The organism is Curtobacterium sp. MCBD17_028 (assembly GCF_003234875.1).
Classification (GTDB): Bacteria; Actinomycetota; Actinomycetes; order Actinomycetales; family Microbacteriaceae; genus Curtobacterium.
Window position 1 is genome coordinate 150,419 of sequence record NZ_QKTQ01000004.1, and the last position, 16,287, is coordinate 166,705.

Annotated in this window: 16 protein-coding genes; 8 read left to right on the forward strand and 8 right to left on the reverse strand. The window is 72.1% G+C overall.

All coding sequences use genetic code 11. The annotated features are described in order from the left end of the window. Positions 1-17 precede the first annotated feature (17 nt). Genes DEI86_RS06905 through DEI86_RS06920 form a run of 4 tightly spaced genes read left to right on the forward strand, consistent with a single transcriptional unit; the run spans position 18 to position 4,781 of the window. Positions 18-1,199 (forward strand): ROK family transcriptional regulator, encoded by a 1,182-nt coding sequence (locus DEI86_RS06905; protein WP_111013063.1) that lies wholly within the window; start codon positions 18-20, stop codon positions 1,197-1,199. Beyond that, entirely contained in the window at positions 1,189-2,769 is a 1,581-nt protein-coding gene (locus DEI86_RS06910; RefSeq protein WP_111049120.1) for a M81 family metallopeptidase, read from the forward strand. The genes DEI86_RS06905 and DEI86_RS06910 overlap by 11 nt, the downstream gene beginning before the upstream one ends. Further along, entirely contained in the window at positions 2,766-3,560 is a 795-nt protein-coding gene (locus DEI86_RS06915) for a copper homeostasis protein CutC (RefSeq protein ID WP_258370125.1), read from the forward strand. Before DEI86_RS06910 ends, DEI86_RS06915 begins: the two co-directional genes overlap by 4 nt. Before the next feature lie 27 nt (positions 3,561-3,587). Then, positions 3,588-4,781, forward strand: coding sequence for a MalY/PatB family protein (locus tag DEI86_RS06920; RefSeq protein WP_111049219.1), 1,194 nt, complete (start codon positions 3,588-3,590; stop codon positions 4,779-4,781). Between the two features lie 75 nt (positions 4,782-4,856). On the opposite strand, the gene DEI86_RS06925 is transcribed toward DEI86_RS06920, so the two are convergent. Further along, a complete protein-coding gene (locus tag DEI86_RS06925) occupies positions 4,857-5,537 on the reverse strand; it encodes a hypothetical protein (protein ID WP_111049121.1) in 681 nt (226 codons plus the stop codon). Between the two features lie 215 nt (positions 5,538-5,752). Between DEI86_RS06925 and DEI86_RS06930 the strand changes: the two genes are divergently transcribed. After that, a complete protein-coding gene (locus tag DEI86_RS06930) occupies positions 5,753-6,199 on the forward strand; it encodes a MarR family winged helix-turn-helix transcriptional regulator (RefSeq protein WP_258376478.1) in 447 nt (148 codons plus the stop codon). Between the two features lie 81 nt (positions 6,200-6,280). Next, the gene (locus tag DEI86_RS06935; protein ID WP_111011529.1) at positions 6,281-6,703 is read left to right on the forward strand and encodes an organic hydroperoxide resistance protein; all 423 of its coding nucleotides are present in this window, start codon (positions 6,281-6,283) and stop codon (positions 6,701-6,703) included. A 69-nt stretch (positions 6,704-6,772) separates the two neighbouring features. Here DEI86_RS06935 and nagB read toward each other — a convergent pair whose 3' ends face one another. Then, positions 6,773-7,573 carry a glucosamine-6-phosphate deaminase gene (gene nagB / locus DEI86_RS06940; RefSeq protein ID WP_111049123.1) on the reverse strand — a complete coding sequence of 267 codons (801 nt, stop codon included), beginning with the start codon at positions 7,571-7,573 and terminating at the stop codon, positions 6,773-6,775. A gap of 224 nt (positions 7,574-7,797) precedes the next feature. On the opposite strand from nagB, the gene DEI86_RS06945 reads away from it, so the two are divergent. Together DEI86_RS06945 and DEI86_RS06950 are read left to right on the forward strand one after the other, a co-directional pair. Beyond that, entirely contained in the window at positions 7,798-9,321 is a 1,524-nt protein-coding gene (locus DEI86_RS06945) for a hypothetical protein (protein ID WP_111049124.1), read from the forward strand. 142 nt (positions 9,322-9,463) lie between these two features. After that, positions 9,464-9,943, forward strand: coding sequence for an NUDIX domain-containing protein (locus tag DEI86_RS06950; RefSeq protein ID WP_111036147.1), 480 nt, complete (start codon positions 9,464-9,466; stop codon positions 9,941-9,943). A gap of 3 nt (positions 9,944-9,946) precedes the next feature. On the opposite strand, the gene DEI86_RS06955 is transcribed toward DEI86_RS06950, so the two are convergent. The 6 genes from DEI86_RS06955 to DEI86_RS06980 all read right to left on the reverse strand — a co-directional run bounded on the left by DEI86_RS06955 (position 9,947) and on the right by DEI86_RS06980 (position 16,155). After that, positions 9,947-11,350 (reverse strand): MFS transporter, encoded by a 1,404-nt coding sequence (locus tag DEI86_RS06955; protein ID WP_181439720.1) that lies wholly within the window; start codon positions 11,348-11,350, stop codon positions 9,947-9,949. 119 nt (positions 11,351-11,469) lie between these two features. Further along, a complete protein-coding gene (locus DEI86_RS06960) occupies positions 11,470-11,766 on the reverse strand; it encodes a HigA family addiction module antitoxin (RefSeq protein WP_111011534.1) in 297 nt (98 codons plus the stop codon). Positions 11,767-12,026: 260 nt separating this feature from the next. After that, the gene (locus DEI86_RS06965; RefSeq protein WP_111013056.1) at positions 12,027-13,100 is read right to left on the reverse strand and encodes an ABC transporter ATP-binding protein; all 1,074 of its coding nucleotides are present in this window, start codon (positions 13,098-13,100) and stop codon (positions 12,027-12,029) included. Then, entirely contained in the window at positions 13,097-14,044 is a 948-nt protein-coding gene (locus DEI86_RS06970; protein ID WP_111049220.1) for an ABC transporter permease, read from the reverse strand. Before DEI86_RS06970 ends, DEI86_RS06965 begins: the two co-directional genes overlap by 4 nt. Next, positions 14,041-14,991 (reverse strand): ABC transporter permease subunit, encoded by a 951-nt coding sequence (locus tag DEI86_RS06975; RefSeq protein WP_111013055.1) that lies wholly within the window; start codon positions 14,989-14,991, stop codon positions 14,041-14,043. The genes DEI86_RS06970 and DEI86_RS06975 overlap by 4 nt, the downstream gene beginning before the upstream one ends. 3 nt (positions 14,992-14,994) lie before the next feature. Beyond that, positions 14,995-16,155 (reverse strand): ABC transporter substrate-binding protein, encoded by a 1,161-nt coding sequence (locus DEI86_RS06980; protein ID WP_111036152.1) that lies wholly within the window; start codon positions 16,153-16,155, stop codon positions 14,995-14,997. Positions 16,156-16,287 lie beyond the last annotated feature (132 nt).

Here is a 16,287-nt window from a genome sequence, read left to right on the forward strand (position 1 = left end):
TCCCCGGGACCGGTCCCGTGGCTGAGCTCAGTGCCCGCGTGCTCGAGCTCATCGCCTCGGGACAGGCGACCAGCCGCACCGAGATCGCCACGCACCTCGGCGCCGCGCCGTCGACCGTGTCGCTCACGGTCGGGCAGCTCATCGCGAACGGCCTCGTGGCCGAGGAGGGCACCCGCTCGTCGACCGGCGGACGCCCGCGGAAGGTGCTCCGCCTCGGGGGCGTCGACGAGTACGCGCTCGCGGCGGACCTCGGCGGCACGCACGCCCGGGTCGGCGTCGTCCTGCCGGGCGGTGGCCTCAGCGACGTCCGCACGATCCCCTTCGCCATGGTCGACGGGCCGCGCCCCGGGCTCGAACGCCTGGCGGAGGTGCTCGAGGAACTGGCCACACGCCGGGGCCGGAGCGCGCTCCGCGGCGTCGGGCTGAGCCTCCCGGGCCCCGTCGACGTCGAGGCGGGCGTCGTCGACCTGCCGAGCCGCATGCCGGGCTGGAACGGGTTCCCCGTCGCCGCCTGGCTGGCCGAGCGGTTCGGGGTCACGGCGGCCGTCGACAACGACGCGAACTGCATGGCCGTCGGCGAGCACGCGGTGCAGCCGCCGGAGCGTCGCCAGGCGATCATGGTGAAGGCGGGCTCGGCCATCGGTGCGGGGATCATCGCCGACGGCCGGCTCTACCGGGGCGCGACCGGCGCGGCCGGGGACATCACGCACGTGCGCATCGACGCGGCCGGCGACACCCCGTGCTCGTGCGGCAACACCGGGTGTCTCGAGACGGTGGCGTCGGGCGCGGCCCTCGTGCGCATCCTGCAGGAGTCCGACGTCGACGTGGCCACCACGCAGGACGTCGTCGCGCTCGCGACCGACGCCCACCCGGCCGCGACCCGAGCCGTCCGCCGTGCGGGCAAGTACCTCGGCGAGGTGCTCTCCGCCAACGTCAACTTCTTCAACCCCGACGCGGTGTACCTCGGTGGCATCCTCTCGACCGTCGAACCCTTCGTCGCGGCCGTGCGCAGCCAGCTGTACGAGGGGTGTCACCCGCTCGTCACCCAGCACCTCACCATCGAGCGGGCATCGCTCGGGGCCGACGCCGGCCTCGTCGGCGCCGGGCAGTTCGCCCTGCAACGCGCCCTCACCGCCACCCTCGACGCCGTCGCCGGCGCATCCACCACCAACCACCACCGGAGGATCCGTGTCCCCTGAACCCAGCCCGTCCCTCCCGGTCATCGCCGTCGCCGGACTCGGCATCGAGTCGTCGACGTTCTCACCGGCCCGGACGCTGGCCCCGGCGTTCCACCCGCTCCGCGGCGACGAGGTCATGGACCGGTACCCGTTCCTCCGCGCCGGGCAGCCGCTCCGCGAGGCCGCCCGGTGGCGCGGTGCGCTCGTCGGCAAGGCACTGCCCGGCGGGATCGTCACGCGGGACGCGTTCGAGGAGCTCGCCGGCGAGATCACCACCCGGCTCGACGCCATCGTCGGCAGCGGGGCGATCGACGGCCTCTGGTACGACATCCACGGCGCGATGACCGTCGAGGGCCTCGACGACGCCGAGGCGGTGCTGCTCGCACGGATCCGCGAGGTCGTGGGCCCGGACGTGATCGTGTCGACGTCGATGGACCTGCACGGCAACGTGTCGCGGGAGCTGGCCCACGCCTCCGACCTCACCACGTGCTACCGGATGGCACCGCACGAGGACGCCCTCGACACGAAGGAGCGGGCGGTCCGCAACCTGGTCGACCTGCTGGCCGCGCAGCCGACCCTGCCGTCCGCCACCGACGCCGCCGACGGCGGGGCCGCCCCGCGCGTCCGTCCCGTGAAGGCGTGGGTGCCGGTGCCGGTGCTGCTCCCCGGCGAGCAGACCTCGACGAGGATCGAGCCCGCCGCGCACATCTACGCCGGAGTGCCGGAGGTCGAGGCCACCGACGGCGTCGTCGACGCCGCGATCTGGGTCGGGTACGCGTGGGCCGACGAGCCACGGAACCGCGCCGTCGTCGTGGTCACCGGATCGGACGAGGACGCCGTCACCGCCGGCGCCGAACGCCTGGCCCGGAGCTTCTGGGAGGCCCGCGAGGACTTCGCGTTCGTCGCGCCCACCGGCTCCTTCGCCGAGTGCCTCGACGCCGCGCTGGCCTCCGACGCCCGCCCGTACTTCATCTCCGACTCGGGCGACAACCCGACCGCCGGTGGCGCGGGCGACATGACGTGGGGCCTCACCGAGCTGCTCGCCCGGCCCGAGTTCGCCGAACCGAGCGGTCCGACCGTCATCTACGCCAGCGTCCCCGGACCGGAGGCGATCCGTACCGCCGTGGGAGCCGGCGTCGGCGCCACCGTGACCGTCACGGCCGGAGCCGAGGTCGACGACCGGCACGCCGGACCCCTGACCATGACCGGGCGGGTGCACGCCGTCCGACACGGCGATCCGGACGCCGTCACCGAGGTCGTCCTGCAGGTGGGCAGCGTGTTCGCGATCCTCACGGAGCTCCGGAAGCCGTACCACCACGAGCACGACTTCACCGACCTCGACCTCGACCCGCGGTCGGCTGACGTCGTCATCGTCAAGATCGGGTACCTCGAGCCCGAGCTGTACGACATGGCGGCCGACTGGATGCTCGGCCTCACCCCCGGCGGCGTTGACCAGGACCTCGAGCGACTCGGCCACCGGCGCATCCGCCGCCCGATGTTTCCGTTCGACCGGGCCTTCCCCGCCGAGCCGGACCTGTCGGCGCGCATCCTGCCGGCCTCGGACGTGCCGCTCACCGGGCCGGACGAGTGAACGACCGGCAGCCGACGTCGGCAGCCGTGGTCGGGCCTCCCGGCCGGGAGGCCCGACCAGCGCTGGAGATCGCGGTCACGTCCGCCGCGGGTGCGGTCGTCGCGCGCGACGGCGGCGCGGACCGCGTCGAGCTCTGCACGGCGCTCGAGCTCGGCGGCGTCACCCCGGCGCAGGGACTCGTGGAGGCCGTGGTCACCGTCGGGATCCCCGCGCACGTGCTCGTGCGGTGTCGGCCGGGTGACTTCGTGTACGACGAGGACGAGATCGCCACGATGATCCGGGAGGTCCGGGCGGTCGTGGCCTCCGGCGCGCAGGGCGTCGTCGTCGGGGCGCTCGGGCCGGACGGGATGCTCGACATCGCGACGATCGCGCGGCTCCGGAGCGCGGCTCGGGACGTCCGGGCCGATGTCGAGGTCACGGTGCACCGCGCGATCGACCACGCCGCGGACCCGATCGCCGCCGCCGGGACCCTGCCGACGCTCGGCGTCACGCGGGTGTTGACGTCGGGTGGTGCCGCGACCGCGCCGCAGGGCCTCGCGACCATCACGCGGATGGTCGCCGCGGCCGGTCCGGTGCAGGTGATGGCGGGGAGCGGCGTGGCACCGCAGGACGTCCCCGCGTTCGCGAACGCGGGTGTGGCGGCCGTGCACCTCTCCGCGAAGCGGCTCGTGGCCGGGCGTGGGACGCGAGGGAGTCGCGTGCCCATGGGCGTCGCGGGCGAGGACACCCACCTGGCCACGGACCCGGCCGTCGTGGCGGCGGCGCGGGCCGCGGTCGACGCGGTGCGCTGACGCCGGGGTTCCTGCCAGGCTGTGGGCATGAGCCTGATGATCTCGCCCTTCGACGCGCGAGCGACCCGCACCAGTGGCAAGTACACCGACTTCCCGCCGGACGTGATCCCGATGTTCGTCGCCGAGATGGACTGCACGCTCGCCGAGCCCGTCCGCGACGCCATGATCGCGGCCGTGCAGGGTGGCGACACCGGGTACCTGGGGTCCTCTCGGGAACTGCCGGACGCGTTCGCGGACTTCGCCGAGCGGCGGTGGGGGTGGCGCGTCGAGCCGGACCTCGTGCACACGACCACCGACGTGTCCGTCGCAGCGGTCGAGGTGCTCCGGCAGGTGACGGAGCCCGGTGACGGCGTCGTCGTCATGCCGCCCGTGTACCCGCCGTTCTGGGAGTTCGTGGACGAGGCCGGATGCATCGCGGTCGAGGTCCCGCTCCTGCCGCCGTCGGACGCCGACGACGACGCGACGCCGTTCCCGACGACCGCCGGCTGGCGGATCGACCTGGACGGGGTGCGCCGCGCGTTCGCCGACGGGGCGCGCACGGTGCTGCTCTGCAATCCGCACAACCCGCTCGGTCTCGTGCACAGCCGGGAGGCCCTCGCCGCGTTGGCCGCGCTCGCCGCGGAGTGGGACGCGGTCGTGGTGAGCGACGAGATCCACGCGCCGCTCGTGCACAGCGACGCGGTCTTCACGCCGTTCCTCGCAGCCTCGGACGACGCGGCCCGGGTCGGGGTCACGGTGACCGCGGCGAGCAAGGGATGGAACATCGCGGGGACCAAGTGCGCCATGATGATCGGCGCCTCGGACCGGGCCGCTGCGTGGCTCGACGCCCTGCCGCGCGAGGTCGAGTGGCGGACGAGCATCCTCGGGTACCTCGCCAGCACGGCGGCCTACCGTGACGGCGAGCCGTGGCTCGAGACCCTGCTCGGCGAACTCGTCGCGAACCGTCGTCTGCTCGCCGAGCTCCTGCCCGAGGTGGTGCCGGGGGCGCGCTACCGGCAACCGCAGGCGTCGTACCTGGCGTGGCTGGACCTCCGCGGCACGCCGTGGGGTGACGACCCCGCGACGCCGCTCGTCGACGCAGCACGGGTCGCACTGGGCCACGGACCCGAGTTCGGCACGCCCGGCATCGGTCATGCCCGGCTCAACTTCGGGTGCTCCGAGGAGACGCTGCGCGAGGCCCTCCGCCGGATCGGCGACGCGACGACCCGCGCCGCGCGCTGACCCTCGGACACGACGACGGGCCCGGTGCGTGTGCACCGGGCCCGTCGTCGTCCATGCCCCGGAGGACCGGGAGTGTTACTTGATCTGCGCCGTGATGGTCGCGACACCCACGAGGAGGTTGCTCTTGACGGCGGTCGTGCCGAACGTCTTGTCGAGCAGCGCGGCGGCGTCCGACGACACGTGCACGGTGGTGCCGGTCAGGATCGCGTCGTCGCCCTGGAGCTTCAGCGGCTTGAGCGTCCCACCGTGCAGGGCGAACAGGTAGGCCTGCGTCGCGGCGGGCTTGCCGTTGACGAGCACGTCACCGTAGAGCTTCGAGCTGCCGGGGTTGACGGTGAAGTTCTCGAGCGTCACGGTGGTCGAGCCGCCCTTGAGGGTCAGGCCCGAGCCGTCGTGCTCGATGAGGCCCTGCACGTAGGGGCGGTAGTCGCTCTTCGGCGACCAGTAGACGACGCTGCCGCCGGTGATCGGGAAGGAGACGGTCGACCCGGACAGCTTCGCCGAGCCGCTGACGCCCGGGGTGAGCTTCAGCGAGGTCAGCGCGCTCATGAAGCCGCTGTCGAGCGCGACCGCGGTGTCGCCGCCCTTGATCTCGGGGACGGCTGCGGCCGGGGCGGGGATCTTCGACGACGACGACGCGGCGAGGTGCACGGCGGGGGCCGCGGCGTTCGCGGCGCTGACGCCGAAGCCGCCGAGCCCGGCGACGAGCGCTCCAGCGGTGGCGATGGTGACGGTGGTCTTGGTGAATCCACGCATGATGACTTCTCCCTTGCTGTGGGCACGCCGAACACACCCTGATTGAGGGTGGAGAACCAGCCGCAGGTGGCCGGTGAGCGCTTCGAGCATTTGCTCGGTCTGTGCAGGTAGTTCGGCGCCCCGACGGAGGTGGATTGGTCGGCTTCGGAGCAATCCTCCGATCGCTCGGATGGGGTTCGGCTGCTCGCAACTGTATTGCGTGCAATACTTGCTGCATGGACACGCCTGCCCCCGTCGACGAGATGGTCTGCTTCGCGATCTACGACGCCGCCCGGGCGACGACCCAGGCGTACCGCGCACTCCTCGCCCCCTGGGGCCTCACGTACCCGCAGTACCTCGTGCTCGTCCTCCTCTGGGACCGCGGCCCCCTGACGGTCGGCGCGCTCGGCGACCACCTCGACCTCGACTCGGGCACGCTCTCACCGTTGCTGCGGCGCATGGCGGACGCGGACCTCGTCACGCGTGAACGCAGCCGCGCCGACGAACGGGTCGTCGAGATCGCGCTGACCGACCACGGCCGGGCCCTGCAGTCCGACCTCGCCCACGTGCCCGGGTGCATCGCAGGCGGGATGGCGATCGACCTCGACACGGCACGTGGACTCATCGACACCCTGCACCGCGTCACGGCGGGGATGCAGGCGACCACGGTCGGCGCACGCTAGCCGCGCCTCCCGTCCGGCCCGGCCGGGAGGCCCCACCCACCCCCGTCACGCGCCGCGTGACGACCACGAACAGGAGACACCATGGACGCCCTCTACACCGCAGAAGCGCTCTCGACCGGCGAAGGCCGCAACGGCCACGTCCGGACCACCGACGGCACGCTCGACCTCGACATGGCGATCCCGAAGGAGATGGGCGGCTCGGGCGCCGGCGCGAACCCCGAGCAGCTGTTCGCCGCCGGGTACGCTGCGTGCTTCCACTCCGCGCTCCAGGGCGTCGCCCGGGCACAGAAGGTCTCCATCACCGACACCACCGTCGGCGGCCGGGTGCAGATCGGCGCGAACGGGCAGGGCGGGTTCCAGCTGGCGGTCCACCTCGAGGTCGTCATCCCCGGGATGGAGCACGACGCAGCACAGGCCCTCGCGGACGCGGCGCACCAGGTCTGCCCCTACTCGAACGCGACGCGTGGCAACATCGAGGTCACGATCAGCGTCTCGGACGACTGACCCCACCTCGACGCCGCACGGTCCACTCCCCACCGCCACGAACCGCGGTGGGGAGTGGACCGCAGCGGATCAGCGTGCTGGCGTCTCGTCGAAGCGCTGCCACGCCGGCTTGTTCGCGAACACGTGGCGGTAGTAGTCGGCGAGCTGCAGCTGTGCGGCGGCGGCCTCGTCGACGATGACCGTCGCGTGTTCGTGCAACTGCAGGGCGCTCCCCGGCACGAACGAACTGACCGGACCCTCGACCGCGCCGGCGACGGCGGCGGCCTTGCCCTCGCCCTGCGCCACGAGCACCAGCTCCCGCGCCTCGAGGATCGTGCCCAACCCCTGCGTCATGCAGTGCATCGGCACCTCCTCCACCGAGTCGAAGAACCGCGCGTTGGCCGCGCGCGTCGCCGGCGCGAGCGTCTTGATGCGCGTGCGGGACGCGAACGAGGACGTCGGCTCGTTGAACCCGATGTGCCCGTTCGCGCCGATCCCCAGGATCTGCACGTCGATGCCCCCGGCCGCGCGGATCGCGGCGTCGTACTCCTTCGCCGCGAACTCCAGGTCCGCCGCACGACCGTCGGGGACCCGGACCCGCGCGGGGTCGAACCCGAGCGGACCGACGACGTCGCGGGCGATGACACTGGCGTAGCTCTCCGGATGCTCCAGCGGGATCCCGACGTACTCGTCGAGCGCGAACCCGCGGGCCTGCGCGAACGAGATCTCCCCGCCCTGCACCCGCCGGGCGAGGTCGGCGTAGATGTCCTGCGGACTCGACCCGGTGGCCAACCCGATCACGGCGGACGGCTTGCGGGACACGACGGACGCGATCTTCGCAGCGGCCATCCGGCCGACCTCGACCGCTGTGGGCAGGATGATGATCTCCATGACGGGCCCAGCCTATGCGGCCTGATCCTCCCGTGACGCGGTCCATCGGGGAGCGTCGCCCGCGACCGAGCAGCGCTGCCCGCGGCGGGTCCTGACCCCAGAACGGGTGCATCGCTGGACGGATGTTCCGCCAGCGGCCCTATACCGCTACGCTCCGAGCACGCCCGACATTCTCGGTCGATTCACATGTCCGCATCAGCGGACCGAAAACTGGGGGAACACCCGTGCACCGCAGCACCTCCGGCACCCGACGCGCCTGCGCCGTCGGCACCACCATCGCCCTCGTGGGGCTCACCACCGGCCTCGGCGTCTTCGGCGTCCAGGCGGCCTCGGCCGACACGCTCACCGACACGACGACCGCGACCGCTGCCGCGACCGCTCCGGCCACGCCGAGCACGGACCAGCCGTCGCCGAGCAGCTCGGCGTCGCCGACGGCATCGGCCACGCCGACCGACGCCCCGACCGCGACGGCGGGGACGGCCGCTCCGGCTCCCTCGAGCACCCCGAGCCACCACCCCGCGGCCACGCCGAGCGCACCGCGCGCGACGGACCCGAGCAGCACCGCGAGCCCGGCCGTGCCGACCCCGGTCGCCGCCCCGACGGTGACGCTGAGCACCACGGCCCCCACGGTGGGGAAGCCCCTGACCGCGACCGTGACGGGCTTCACCGGCACCCCCACGTTCACGTGGACGAACAGTGCGGGTACGACGCTCCAGACCGGGACCTCGGCCTCCTTCGTGCCGTCGGCGGCCGAGAACGGCACGACGATCACCGTCACGGCAGAGGACACCGACGGGGACAGCGCGACCGTGACCTCAGCGGCGGTCACCGCCCCCGCCGAGTTCTCCGAGCACACCTCGCAGAGCGACCCGCTCGAGCTGTCCGTCGTCGCGGGCCAGAGCCTGTCCCACGTCTTCAGCGCCGCTGGCGACCCCACCCCGACCTACAGCGTCGGCTGGTTCTACCAGGACGACGCCGACGCCGCCGCTGACGACCCGACCTACACCCCGGACACGCAGCTTCCCGACCACACCACCCTGTCAGCGGACGGCACGCTCAGCGGCACGCCGGAGTTCGCCACCACCTACGACTTCACCGTCGTGGCGGACAACGGCAGCGGTACGTCGACCGAGTACGTCGAGGTCAACGTCGAGGCCGCCGCAGCGTACGGCGTCGAGGTCTACACGACCGACAAGGGGAAGATCGACGACGACACCACGACCTCGTGGATCATCGACCCGGACGGCCACATCTCGACCGAGGTCGACACGGTCGTGGAGCAGGACCCGGACGGCAGCACCTGGGCGGTCGGCACGATCACCGACGGCGGTACGCCGACGATCCACCAGGGCGGCACCCTCGTCGTCGCGGGTGGCCTCGTCGACCAGTACGGCAACGAGGTCGACGAGGCAGACGGCACCTTCGTCGAGCCGACCGTCACGTCGGACTACGCCTCCGACGTGGTCAAGGCGGACGACGGCCTCGGTGGCACTGACGTCACGTTCCCGCACGCCTCGACCCACCACCTCACCGTCTCGGCCGACGCGTTCAGCACGGCGTTCCCCGTCGAGGTCGTCCCGAACGCGGCGACCGTCGCGGCGATCACCCCCACGGCCACGACCGCCACGGGTGAGCTCGCGTTCACGGGCTCCGAGACGACCCGGGCCCTGCCGTGGGCCCTCGGTCTGCTCATGGCCGGCCTCGGCGTGACCGGTCTCCGGATCGCTCGCCGGCGCACGGAGCGCTAGTCGGTCCTCCCGTCCCGCGGTCCGCCGCAGGACGGGAGGCACGACGCGGGGCCCGTCGTCCACATCGGACGGCGGGCCCTTCGTCGTCCACAGACCGTCCGGGACGCCCGCCCGCTGCCACCCTGGTCGTTACGGTGGGGGCATGCCCACTCCCGAGTTCGTCCTGGCGCTCCGCGAGAAGGTCGGGACCGACCTGCTCTGGCTCACGGGCGTGACGGCCGTCGTGCTGCGGGGCGACGGCGACGAGCAGCAGGTCCTCGTCGTCCGCCGTGCCGACACCGGAGCCTGGACACCGGTGACCGGGATCATCGACCCTGGTGAGGAACCCGCGGTCGCCGCCGCGCGCGAGGTCCTGGAGGAAGCCGACGTCGTCGCCGTGCCGGAGCGACTGGCGATGGTGCAGACCCTCGCGCCGATGACCTACCCGAACGGCGATCGCGCGCAGTACATCGACATCGTGTTCCGGTTCCGGTGGGTGTCGGGCGTGCCGTTCCCGGCGGACGGCGAGAACACGGAAGCTGCCTGGGCGCCGGTGTCGGACCTCCCCGCCATGTCGGACGACATGCGGAGTCGGGTGGCAGCCGCGCTGCGCGACGATCCCGCCGCGGTGTTCCGGACCTGAGTCTCAGCGTCCGAGCGGCACGGCAGCGGTCACCCGGAGCTTGACGGCGGACAGGATCGTCGCAGCGGCCGCCGCCACCACGGCGACCCACAGCACGGCGCTGGCGGCGGACGACTGCGCTGCCAGCGACCCGGCTGCGGCGCCACTGACCACGAGTGCGATGCTGACGACGGCCGACCCGGCGGACTGTCCGACGGTTCGGTTCGTGTTCAGGACGGCCGATGCACTCGCGGCGTAGCGGAGGGGCGCGGCGGCCATCATGTCCCGGTTGTTCGGGCTCTGGAACGTCCCGTACCCGAGGCCGCACACGGCGGTGGACAGGAGCACGAGCCAGATCGGCGGCGCGGACCCGAGCAGCGCGAGCATGACGAGGCCGATCGTCAGGACGACGAGGCCCGTGAGGGCCAACACCGCCGGACGGACCCGGTCGGCGATCCGCCCGGACAGCGGTGCCACGACGACGATCACGAGCGGCCACGGCGTGAACAGGAGCGCCGACTCGAGCGGGCTCGCCCCGTACGCGGTCTGGAACAGGAACGGCAGGGCGACGAACGCGATGCCCTGCCCCAGGAACGACGCCCACGCGGTGCCGACCGTGAGACTGAACGGGCCGGTGAACAAGCCGAGCGGGATGAGCGGCCGGGCGGCCATCCGCTCACGACGCACGAACAGCACCGCGCACACGGCACACACGACGAGGAGCACCAGCGCGTGCCAGAGGGTCGTGACCGCGGCGAGCTGTCGGACGCCGACGAGCAGCGCGGCGATCGCTCCCGCGGCCCAGACGGCACCGGGCCAGTCGTAGTCGCCCCGCTCGGGCACGCCCTTCGGCAGGACGACGAGCGCGAGCACGAACGACGCGACACCGATCGGCACGTTGATGAGGAAGAGCCACGGCCACGGGAGTGCGGCGAGGATCAACCCTCCGAGCGTCGGTCCGGCCGACGTCCCGATGGCGACCGTCATCGCGTTGAGCCCGAGCGTCTGCCCGAGGCGCTCCGGCGGGAACAGGCGCCGGATCAGCGGGATCGCCACGGCGAGGACCACCGCGGACCCGATGCCCTGGACGACGCGGAACGCGACGAGGACCGCGAGCGTCGGCGCGAGCGCGCAGCCCAGGGACGCCAACGTGAACACGGGGACGCCGATCAGGTACAACCGGCGGCGACCGATCTGGTCGCCGAGCGCACTCGTGGCCGGGACCGAGCAGGCGACGGCCAGGAGGAACGCGGTCGCGACCCACACGGTCTCGGACGGTGCCACGTGGAGATCGCTCGCGAGCTTCGGCAGGGCGACGTTGACGATCGAGGTGTCGATGGTGCCGGTGAGCGTCGACAGGAGGATCGAGACGAGGGCCAGGGTCCGCCGCCGGGCGCTGAGGGTGGGCGCGGCAGCGGAGGAGGTCACCGTCGCTAGTTTAGCTTTGCGAACTATCTGGATCGTCAGCTACGGAAGGTCCTCACCCACCGCGGATCGCCCGGTCCTCCAGCTCGGCATGATCTCCACGCGCGGTACGACCTCCGACGTCACGCCGGGATGAGCCGTTCGACCCGGGCGAGTTCGTCGTCGTGCTCGTCGTGCTCGACTTCGATGTCGTAGTCGTTCTGGATGTTGAGCCAGAATCGCTCGGACAGCCCGAACGCCTGCGACAGCCGGAGCGCAGTGTCGGTGGTGATACGGCGCTTCCCCCGGATGACCTCGCTCAGCCGCGTCTGCGGTAGCCCGGTCGCCTGCGCGAGTCGGTACGCCGTGATGCCGAGTGGCTCGAGGAACTCGGTCCGCAGGATCTCCCCGGGTGTGATCGGGTCATGTGCTTTCGACATCAGTGTTCCTTCGCTCGTGGTAGTCGGCGATGTGGACATCGGAGGGTCCTGCGGCCGTCCGGACGAAACAGATCCGGTACTGATCGTTGACGCGGATCGAACACTGCCCCTCGCGGTCGATGACGTCCAACAGGAGCACGTGATCGCGGACTCTCTCGCCGACACAGGGCGCTCCGGCGGTACGGCGTCGATGGCCCGCAGCACAGCGGACGGGAGGCGCCGCACGCGATGACACCGCGCCTCCCGGGCGCAGGCGCAGTTCAACCGAGCGGCGCCACCGCGACCGGCGTCCCGAGCAGGCGGACGTGGACCTCGTCACCGGGAACCGGCCGCTGCGCGACGTCGTGCTGGACGACGAGCGCCGTGCCGTCGTCGAGTCGGAGGGTCGTGCGGCGGACCGAGCCGAGGAAGCTCGACGTGAGGACGGCGCCGGACAGGCCGCCGTCCGGGGCGAGCACGACGTCCTCGGGGCGGACGTAGGCGGTCACGGGCCCGTCGTCGAGGGTGCGGTCGATGCTCGGCAACGAGAACCCGTACGTGAACACGTCGCCTCCGCGGAGGTCCCCGCGGAGCCGGTTCGACTGACCCACGAAGTCCGCAGTGAACGCCGTCGCGGGCCGCATGTACAGCTGCTCCGGCGTCCCGATCTGCTCGATCCCGCCCCCGTGCATCACGGCGATCCGGTCCGAGACGGCGAGCGCCTCCTCTTGGTCGTGGGTGACGAACAGCGTCGTGATGCCGAGTTCGGTCTGGATGCGACGGATCTCGTCGCGGAGCGTCACCCGCACCTTGGCGTCGAGCGCTGACAACGGCTCGTCGAGCAGGAGCACCCGGGGCCGCGTGACGAGCGCCCGGGCGAGCGCGACGCGCTGTTGCTGCCCGCCGCTGAGCTGGTGCGGATAGCGGTCGGTGAGGTCCGCGAGGTGCACCATGTCGAGGGCCTCGACCACACGGCGGCGCCGGTCGTCCGCGGGGACCTTCCGCATCTCGAGCCCGAAGGCGACGTTCTGCCGGACGGTCATGTGCGGGAACAGCGAGTACTGCTGGAACACCATCCCGATGTCCCGTCGCTCCACCGGCACGGCCGCGACGTCCTGGCCGTCGATGCGGATGGCGCCGGCGTCGATCACCTCGAGACCCGCGAGTGCCCGGAGTGCGGTGGTCTTGCCGCACCCCGACGGTCCGAGCAGCGAGACGAACTCCCCCGGCTCGAGTCGGAGCGAGAACCCGGTGAGCGCGGTGTGGGCGCCGTAGGACTTCACGACGCCGTCGAGCTCGACGGTGGCCCCACTGCGGTTCGCCGTCGTGGGGGTGGGCTGGGCGGTGCGGGTCATGCGGGCTCCTGGGAGGTGGGGGCGGCGACGGCGACACCGTCGAGGACGTGCGAGCGCAGGGCGGCGTCGGCCGGGCCACTGGACCCGGTGCCCGTGCTCCCGGCACCGGGCGCGCCGCCTGCTCCACGACGGATGCGGCGCGCGCCAGGTCGGGCCGACCCGACGCGGCCGATCACGACGAGCAGGACGAACCCGAACACGAGCGCGGCGAGCGAGAAGATCGCCGCGACGAACGGGTCCGTCTGCTGGATGAGCACGAGCGCCGTCTGGAAGGTCGTCCGCGACAGGAACGACGCGAGCGTGTACTCGCCGAGCACGACCGTGACGGTGAGGAAGCACGCGGCGAGGATGCCGCGGCGCAGGTTCGGCAGGAGCACCCGCATGACGACCGTCGCCCAGCCTGCCCCGAGTGATCGAGCGGCCTCGGTGAGCACGACGACGTCGACCGTGGTGAGTGCGGTGGCGATGGGCCGGAACGCGAACGGCAGGCTGATCACCCCGATCGCGAAGGCGAGCGTCCACGCACCCGACCCGAGGACCTGCACGATCACCTGGTACACGGGGACGAACCCGACGACGAGCACGACGGTCGGCACGGTGATCGGCAGGATGCACACGAACTCGAGCGCGCGCCGAAGCCGGGGGTACCGGAGTGTCGTGACGATCTGGGCGGGCAGGAGCACGAACAGGACGATGCCGACGGTGATCGCCGCGATGACGAGCGAGTTCACGAGGCCGTCGAACAGGGGCTGGTACGTGGCCCGGTTGACCGGATCCGCGAGCGCCGTGTAATGCGACAGTGTCAGCCCGGCCCCCGCACCCTGCCGGAGGGTGAACTGCGCCAGCGCGACGATCGGCACCGCGAACACGAGCCCGACGACGACCAGGACGACGGTACCGACCGTCTTCGAGGGTGCGGGGCCGTACCCGCGTGCCGAGCTCATCGCTGCCACCGCGAGGCGCGACGCTCGAGCGCGGAGTACCCCGCCATCACGGCGACCATGACCACGACCATGCCGAGCGCCAGCACCCCGGCGACGTTCTGCACGCCGACGATGGTCTCGCTCGTGAGTTCCTGGCGGATCGTCAGCGGCACGATGCCGCCCTGGGCGATGAGCGCCGCGGCCGTGGCGTACGACGAGAACGCGTTGGCGAACAGGAGCAGCAGGCTGCCCCAGAACGCGGGTGCGAGCACGGGGATCGCGATCCGGCGCCAGTACACGGACCGGGAGGCCCCGAGCGTCGCCGCCGCCTCGCCCCACTGCACGCCGAGGCCCTCGAGCGCCGGCATGAACGTCAAGACCATGAGCGGCACCTGGAAGTAGAGGTACGGGACGACGAGTCCAGCCACCGTGTAGAGGAACGGGCCGTTCGCGTTGATGTCGATCCCGATGCCGCGGAGCCAGACGGTCACGATGCCCTGGACGCCGATCGTGGCGATGAACGCGAAGGCCAGCATGACCCCGCCGAACTGGGCCAGGACGCTCGACGCGGCGTCGACCATGGACCGGACGAGCCCGTCGGGGCGGAGCGTCGTCAGCGCCCAGCACACAACGGCGCCGATGGCCGTGCCGAGTACCGCCGACGCTGCGGACAGCCCGGCCGAACCGGCGAAGGCCTGCAGGACCGACGGATCGGTGAACGCCCGGAGGTTCGCGAGCGTGGGGACGCCCGCGGCGGTGGAGAACCCGCTGGCGACCGCGATGACCGCGGGAACGGCGAGGAAGAGGAGCACGTAGAGCGCGAACGGGGTGAGACCGAGCCACGCGACGCCGCGGCGCCGGGGTCCTCCCCCGGCGCCGCGGCCTGCGGTGGTCAGCCCCCGCGCGGCCCCGTGCGCCTGCACCGCACGGGGCGGCGTGGCGGTCGTGGTCGCGTCAGCGGTGGCCATGGGTCAGCGGACCGTCGAGGACCACGTGCTGGTCAGCAGGGTGGCCGCGGTCGCCGCCTCCGTGCTCGACAGCTGGACGAGGCTCTTCGGTGCGTCGCCGACCTTCGCCAGGACGGCCTTGTCGACCGTGCCGTTCTTCTCCATCGCGGCGAGCGTGGCGGGGTACGCGCCGGACGCGAGGTACAGGTTCTGCACCTTCGGGCTGTAGATGTACTCCTCCCAGAGGCGCGCGGCTGCCGGGTGCGGCGCGTCGACGTTGATCGCCTGGTTGTAGTAGCTGCCGAGCGCGGTGCCCTTCGGGATCACCGTCTTCCAGTTCGGGTTGCCGGCGGATCCGCCTGCGGCGCCCCATGCGAGGTTGTTGTACGACCACTGCACGACCACCGGGGTCTCACCCGAGTTGACGGTGGCCTGCGTCGGCAGGACGTTGAGCATGTTGCCCGCGGCCTTGAGCTTGCCGAAGTAGTCGATGCCCGGCTGGATGTCCTTCGCCGAGCCGCCGTTCTCGAGCGCGGCGAGGTAGACGGCGCTGGCGGCCTCGTTCGCCTGCGTCGGGTCGCCCTTGATCGCGACCTTGCCCTTGTAGGCGGAGCCGAGCAGCGACTTCATGCTCTTCGGGGCGGTCTTGATGACGGACGAGTCGTACCCGATCGACATGAGGCCGGTGTAGTCGTAGTACCACCCGCCGTCGGCGGCCTTGTCCGCGGTGGGGATGTCCGCCCAGTTCGCGACCTTGTACGGCGCGACGAGGTCGAGGTTCTGGCTGAGCACCGCGGTGCCGATGTCGAAGACGTCGGGGGCGGTGGACTGGCCCTTCTGCGACTTGGCGGCGGCGACCTCGTCGGCGCTCGAGCCGTTCGGGTTCGCGGAGTTGATCGTGATGCCCGGGTACTTCTTCTCGAACCCGGCGATGATCTTGCCGTAGTTGGCCCACGAGGGCGGCAGCGTGATGACGTTGAGCTGTCCCTCCTTGTCGGCCGCCGTGACGAGGGCGTCCATGCCACCGTTCGACGACGCGGACGTCGCCGTCGACCAGTCACCGGAGGCCGAGGCGGATCCGGACGAGTCGGTGGTCGCGGCGCTGCTCGTGGTGGAGCAACCGGTCAGGGCGGCGAGTGCCGCGGCGGCCAGCGCGATGCCGGCGGATGAGCGCTTGGAGAGCACGGGTGTTCCCTTCCTGGGGGCGACCGGCCGTTCACTGCGGGACGGGTGTGGGAGTCGGAACGTGGGGTACCGGCCGCTGGACGAACGTCATCGTGACCCGGGGCGGTGACGCACTCGTGCCCCGTCCGTGAA

Bases quoted from the DNA above. Each gene is read 5' to 3' on its own strand.
- DEI86_RS06935 (WP_111011529.1), top strand. From the start codon at position 6,281: ATGGACGCCCTCTACACCGCAGAAGCGCTCTCGACCGGCGAAGGCCGC.
- DEI86_RS06960 (WP_111011534.1), bottom strand. From the start codon at position 11,766: ATGTCGAAAGCACATGACCCGATCACACCCGGGGAGATCCTGCGGACC.
- DEI86_RS06920 (WP_111049219.1), top strand. From the start codon at position 3,588: ATGAGCCTGATGATCTCGCCCTTCGACGCGCGAGCGACCCGCACCAGT.
- nagB (WP_111049123.1), bottom strand. From the start codon at position 7,573: ATGGAGATCATCATCCTGCCCACAGCGGTCGAGGTCGGCCGGATGGCC.
- DEI86_RS06965 (WP_111013056.1), bottom strand. From the start codon at position 13,100: ATGACCCGCACCGCCCAGCCCACCCCCACGACGGCGAACCGCAGTGGG.
- DEI86_RS06930 (WP_258376478.1), top strand. From the start codon at position 5,753: ATGGACACGCCTGCCCCCGTCGACGAGATGGTCTGCTTCGCGATCTAC.
- DEI86_RS06950 (WP_111036147.1), top strand. From the start codon at position 9,464: ATGCCCACTCCCGAGTTCGTCCTGGCGCTCCGCGAGAAGGTCGGGACC.
- DEI86_RS06975 (WP_111013055.1), bottom strand. From the start codon at position 14,991: ATGGCCACCGCTGACGCGACCACGACCGCCACGCCGCCCCGTGCGGTG.
- DEI86_RS06970 (WP_111049220.1), bottom strand. From the start codon at position 14,044: ATGAGCTCGGCACGCGGGTACGGCCCCGCACCCTCGAAGACGGTCGGT.
- DEI86_RS06925 (WP_111049121.1), bottom strand. From the start codon at position 5,537: ATGCGTGGATTCACCAAGACCACCGTCACCATCGCCACCGCTGGAGCG.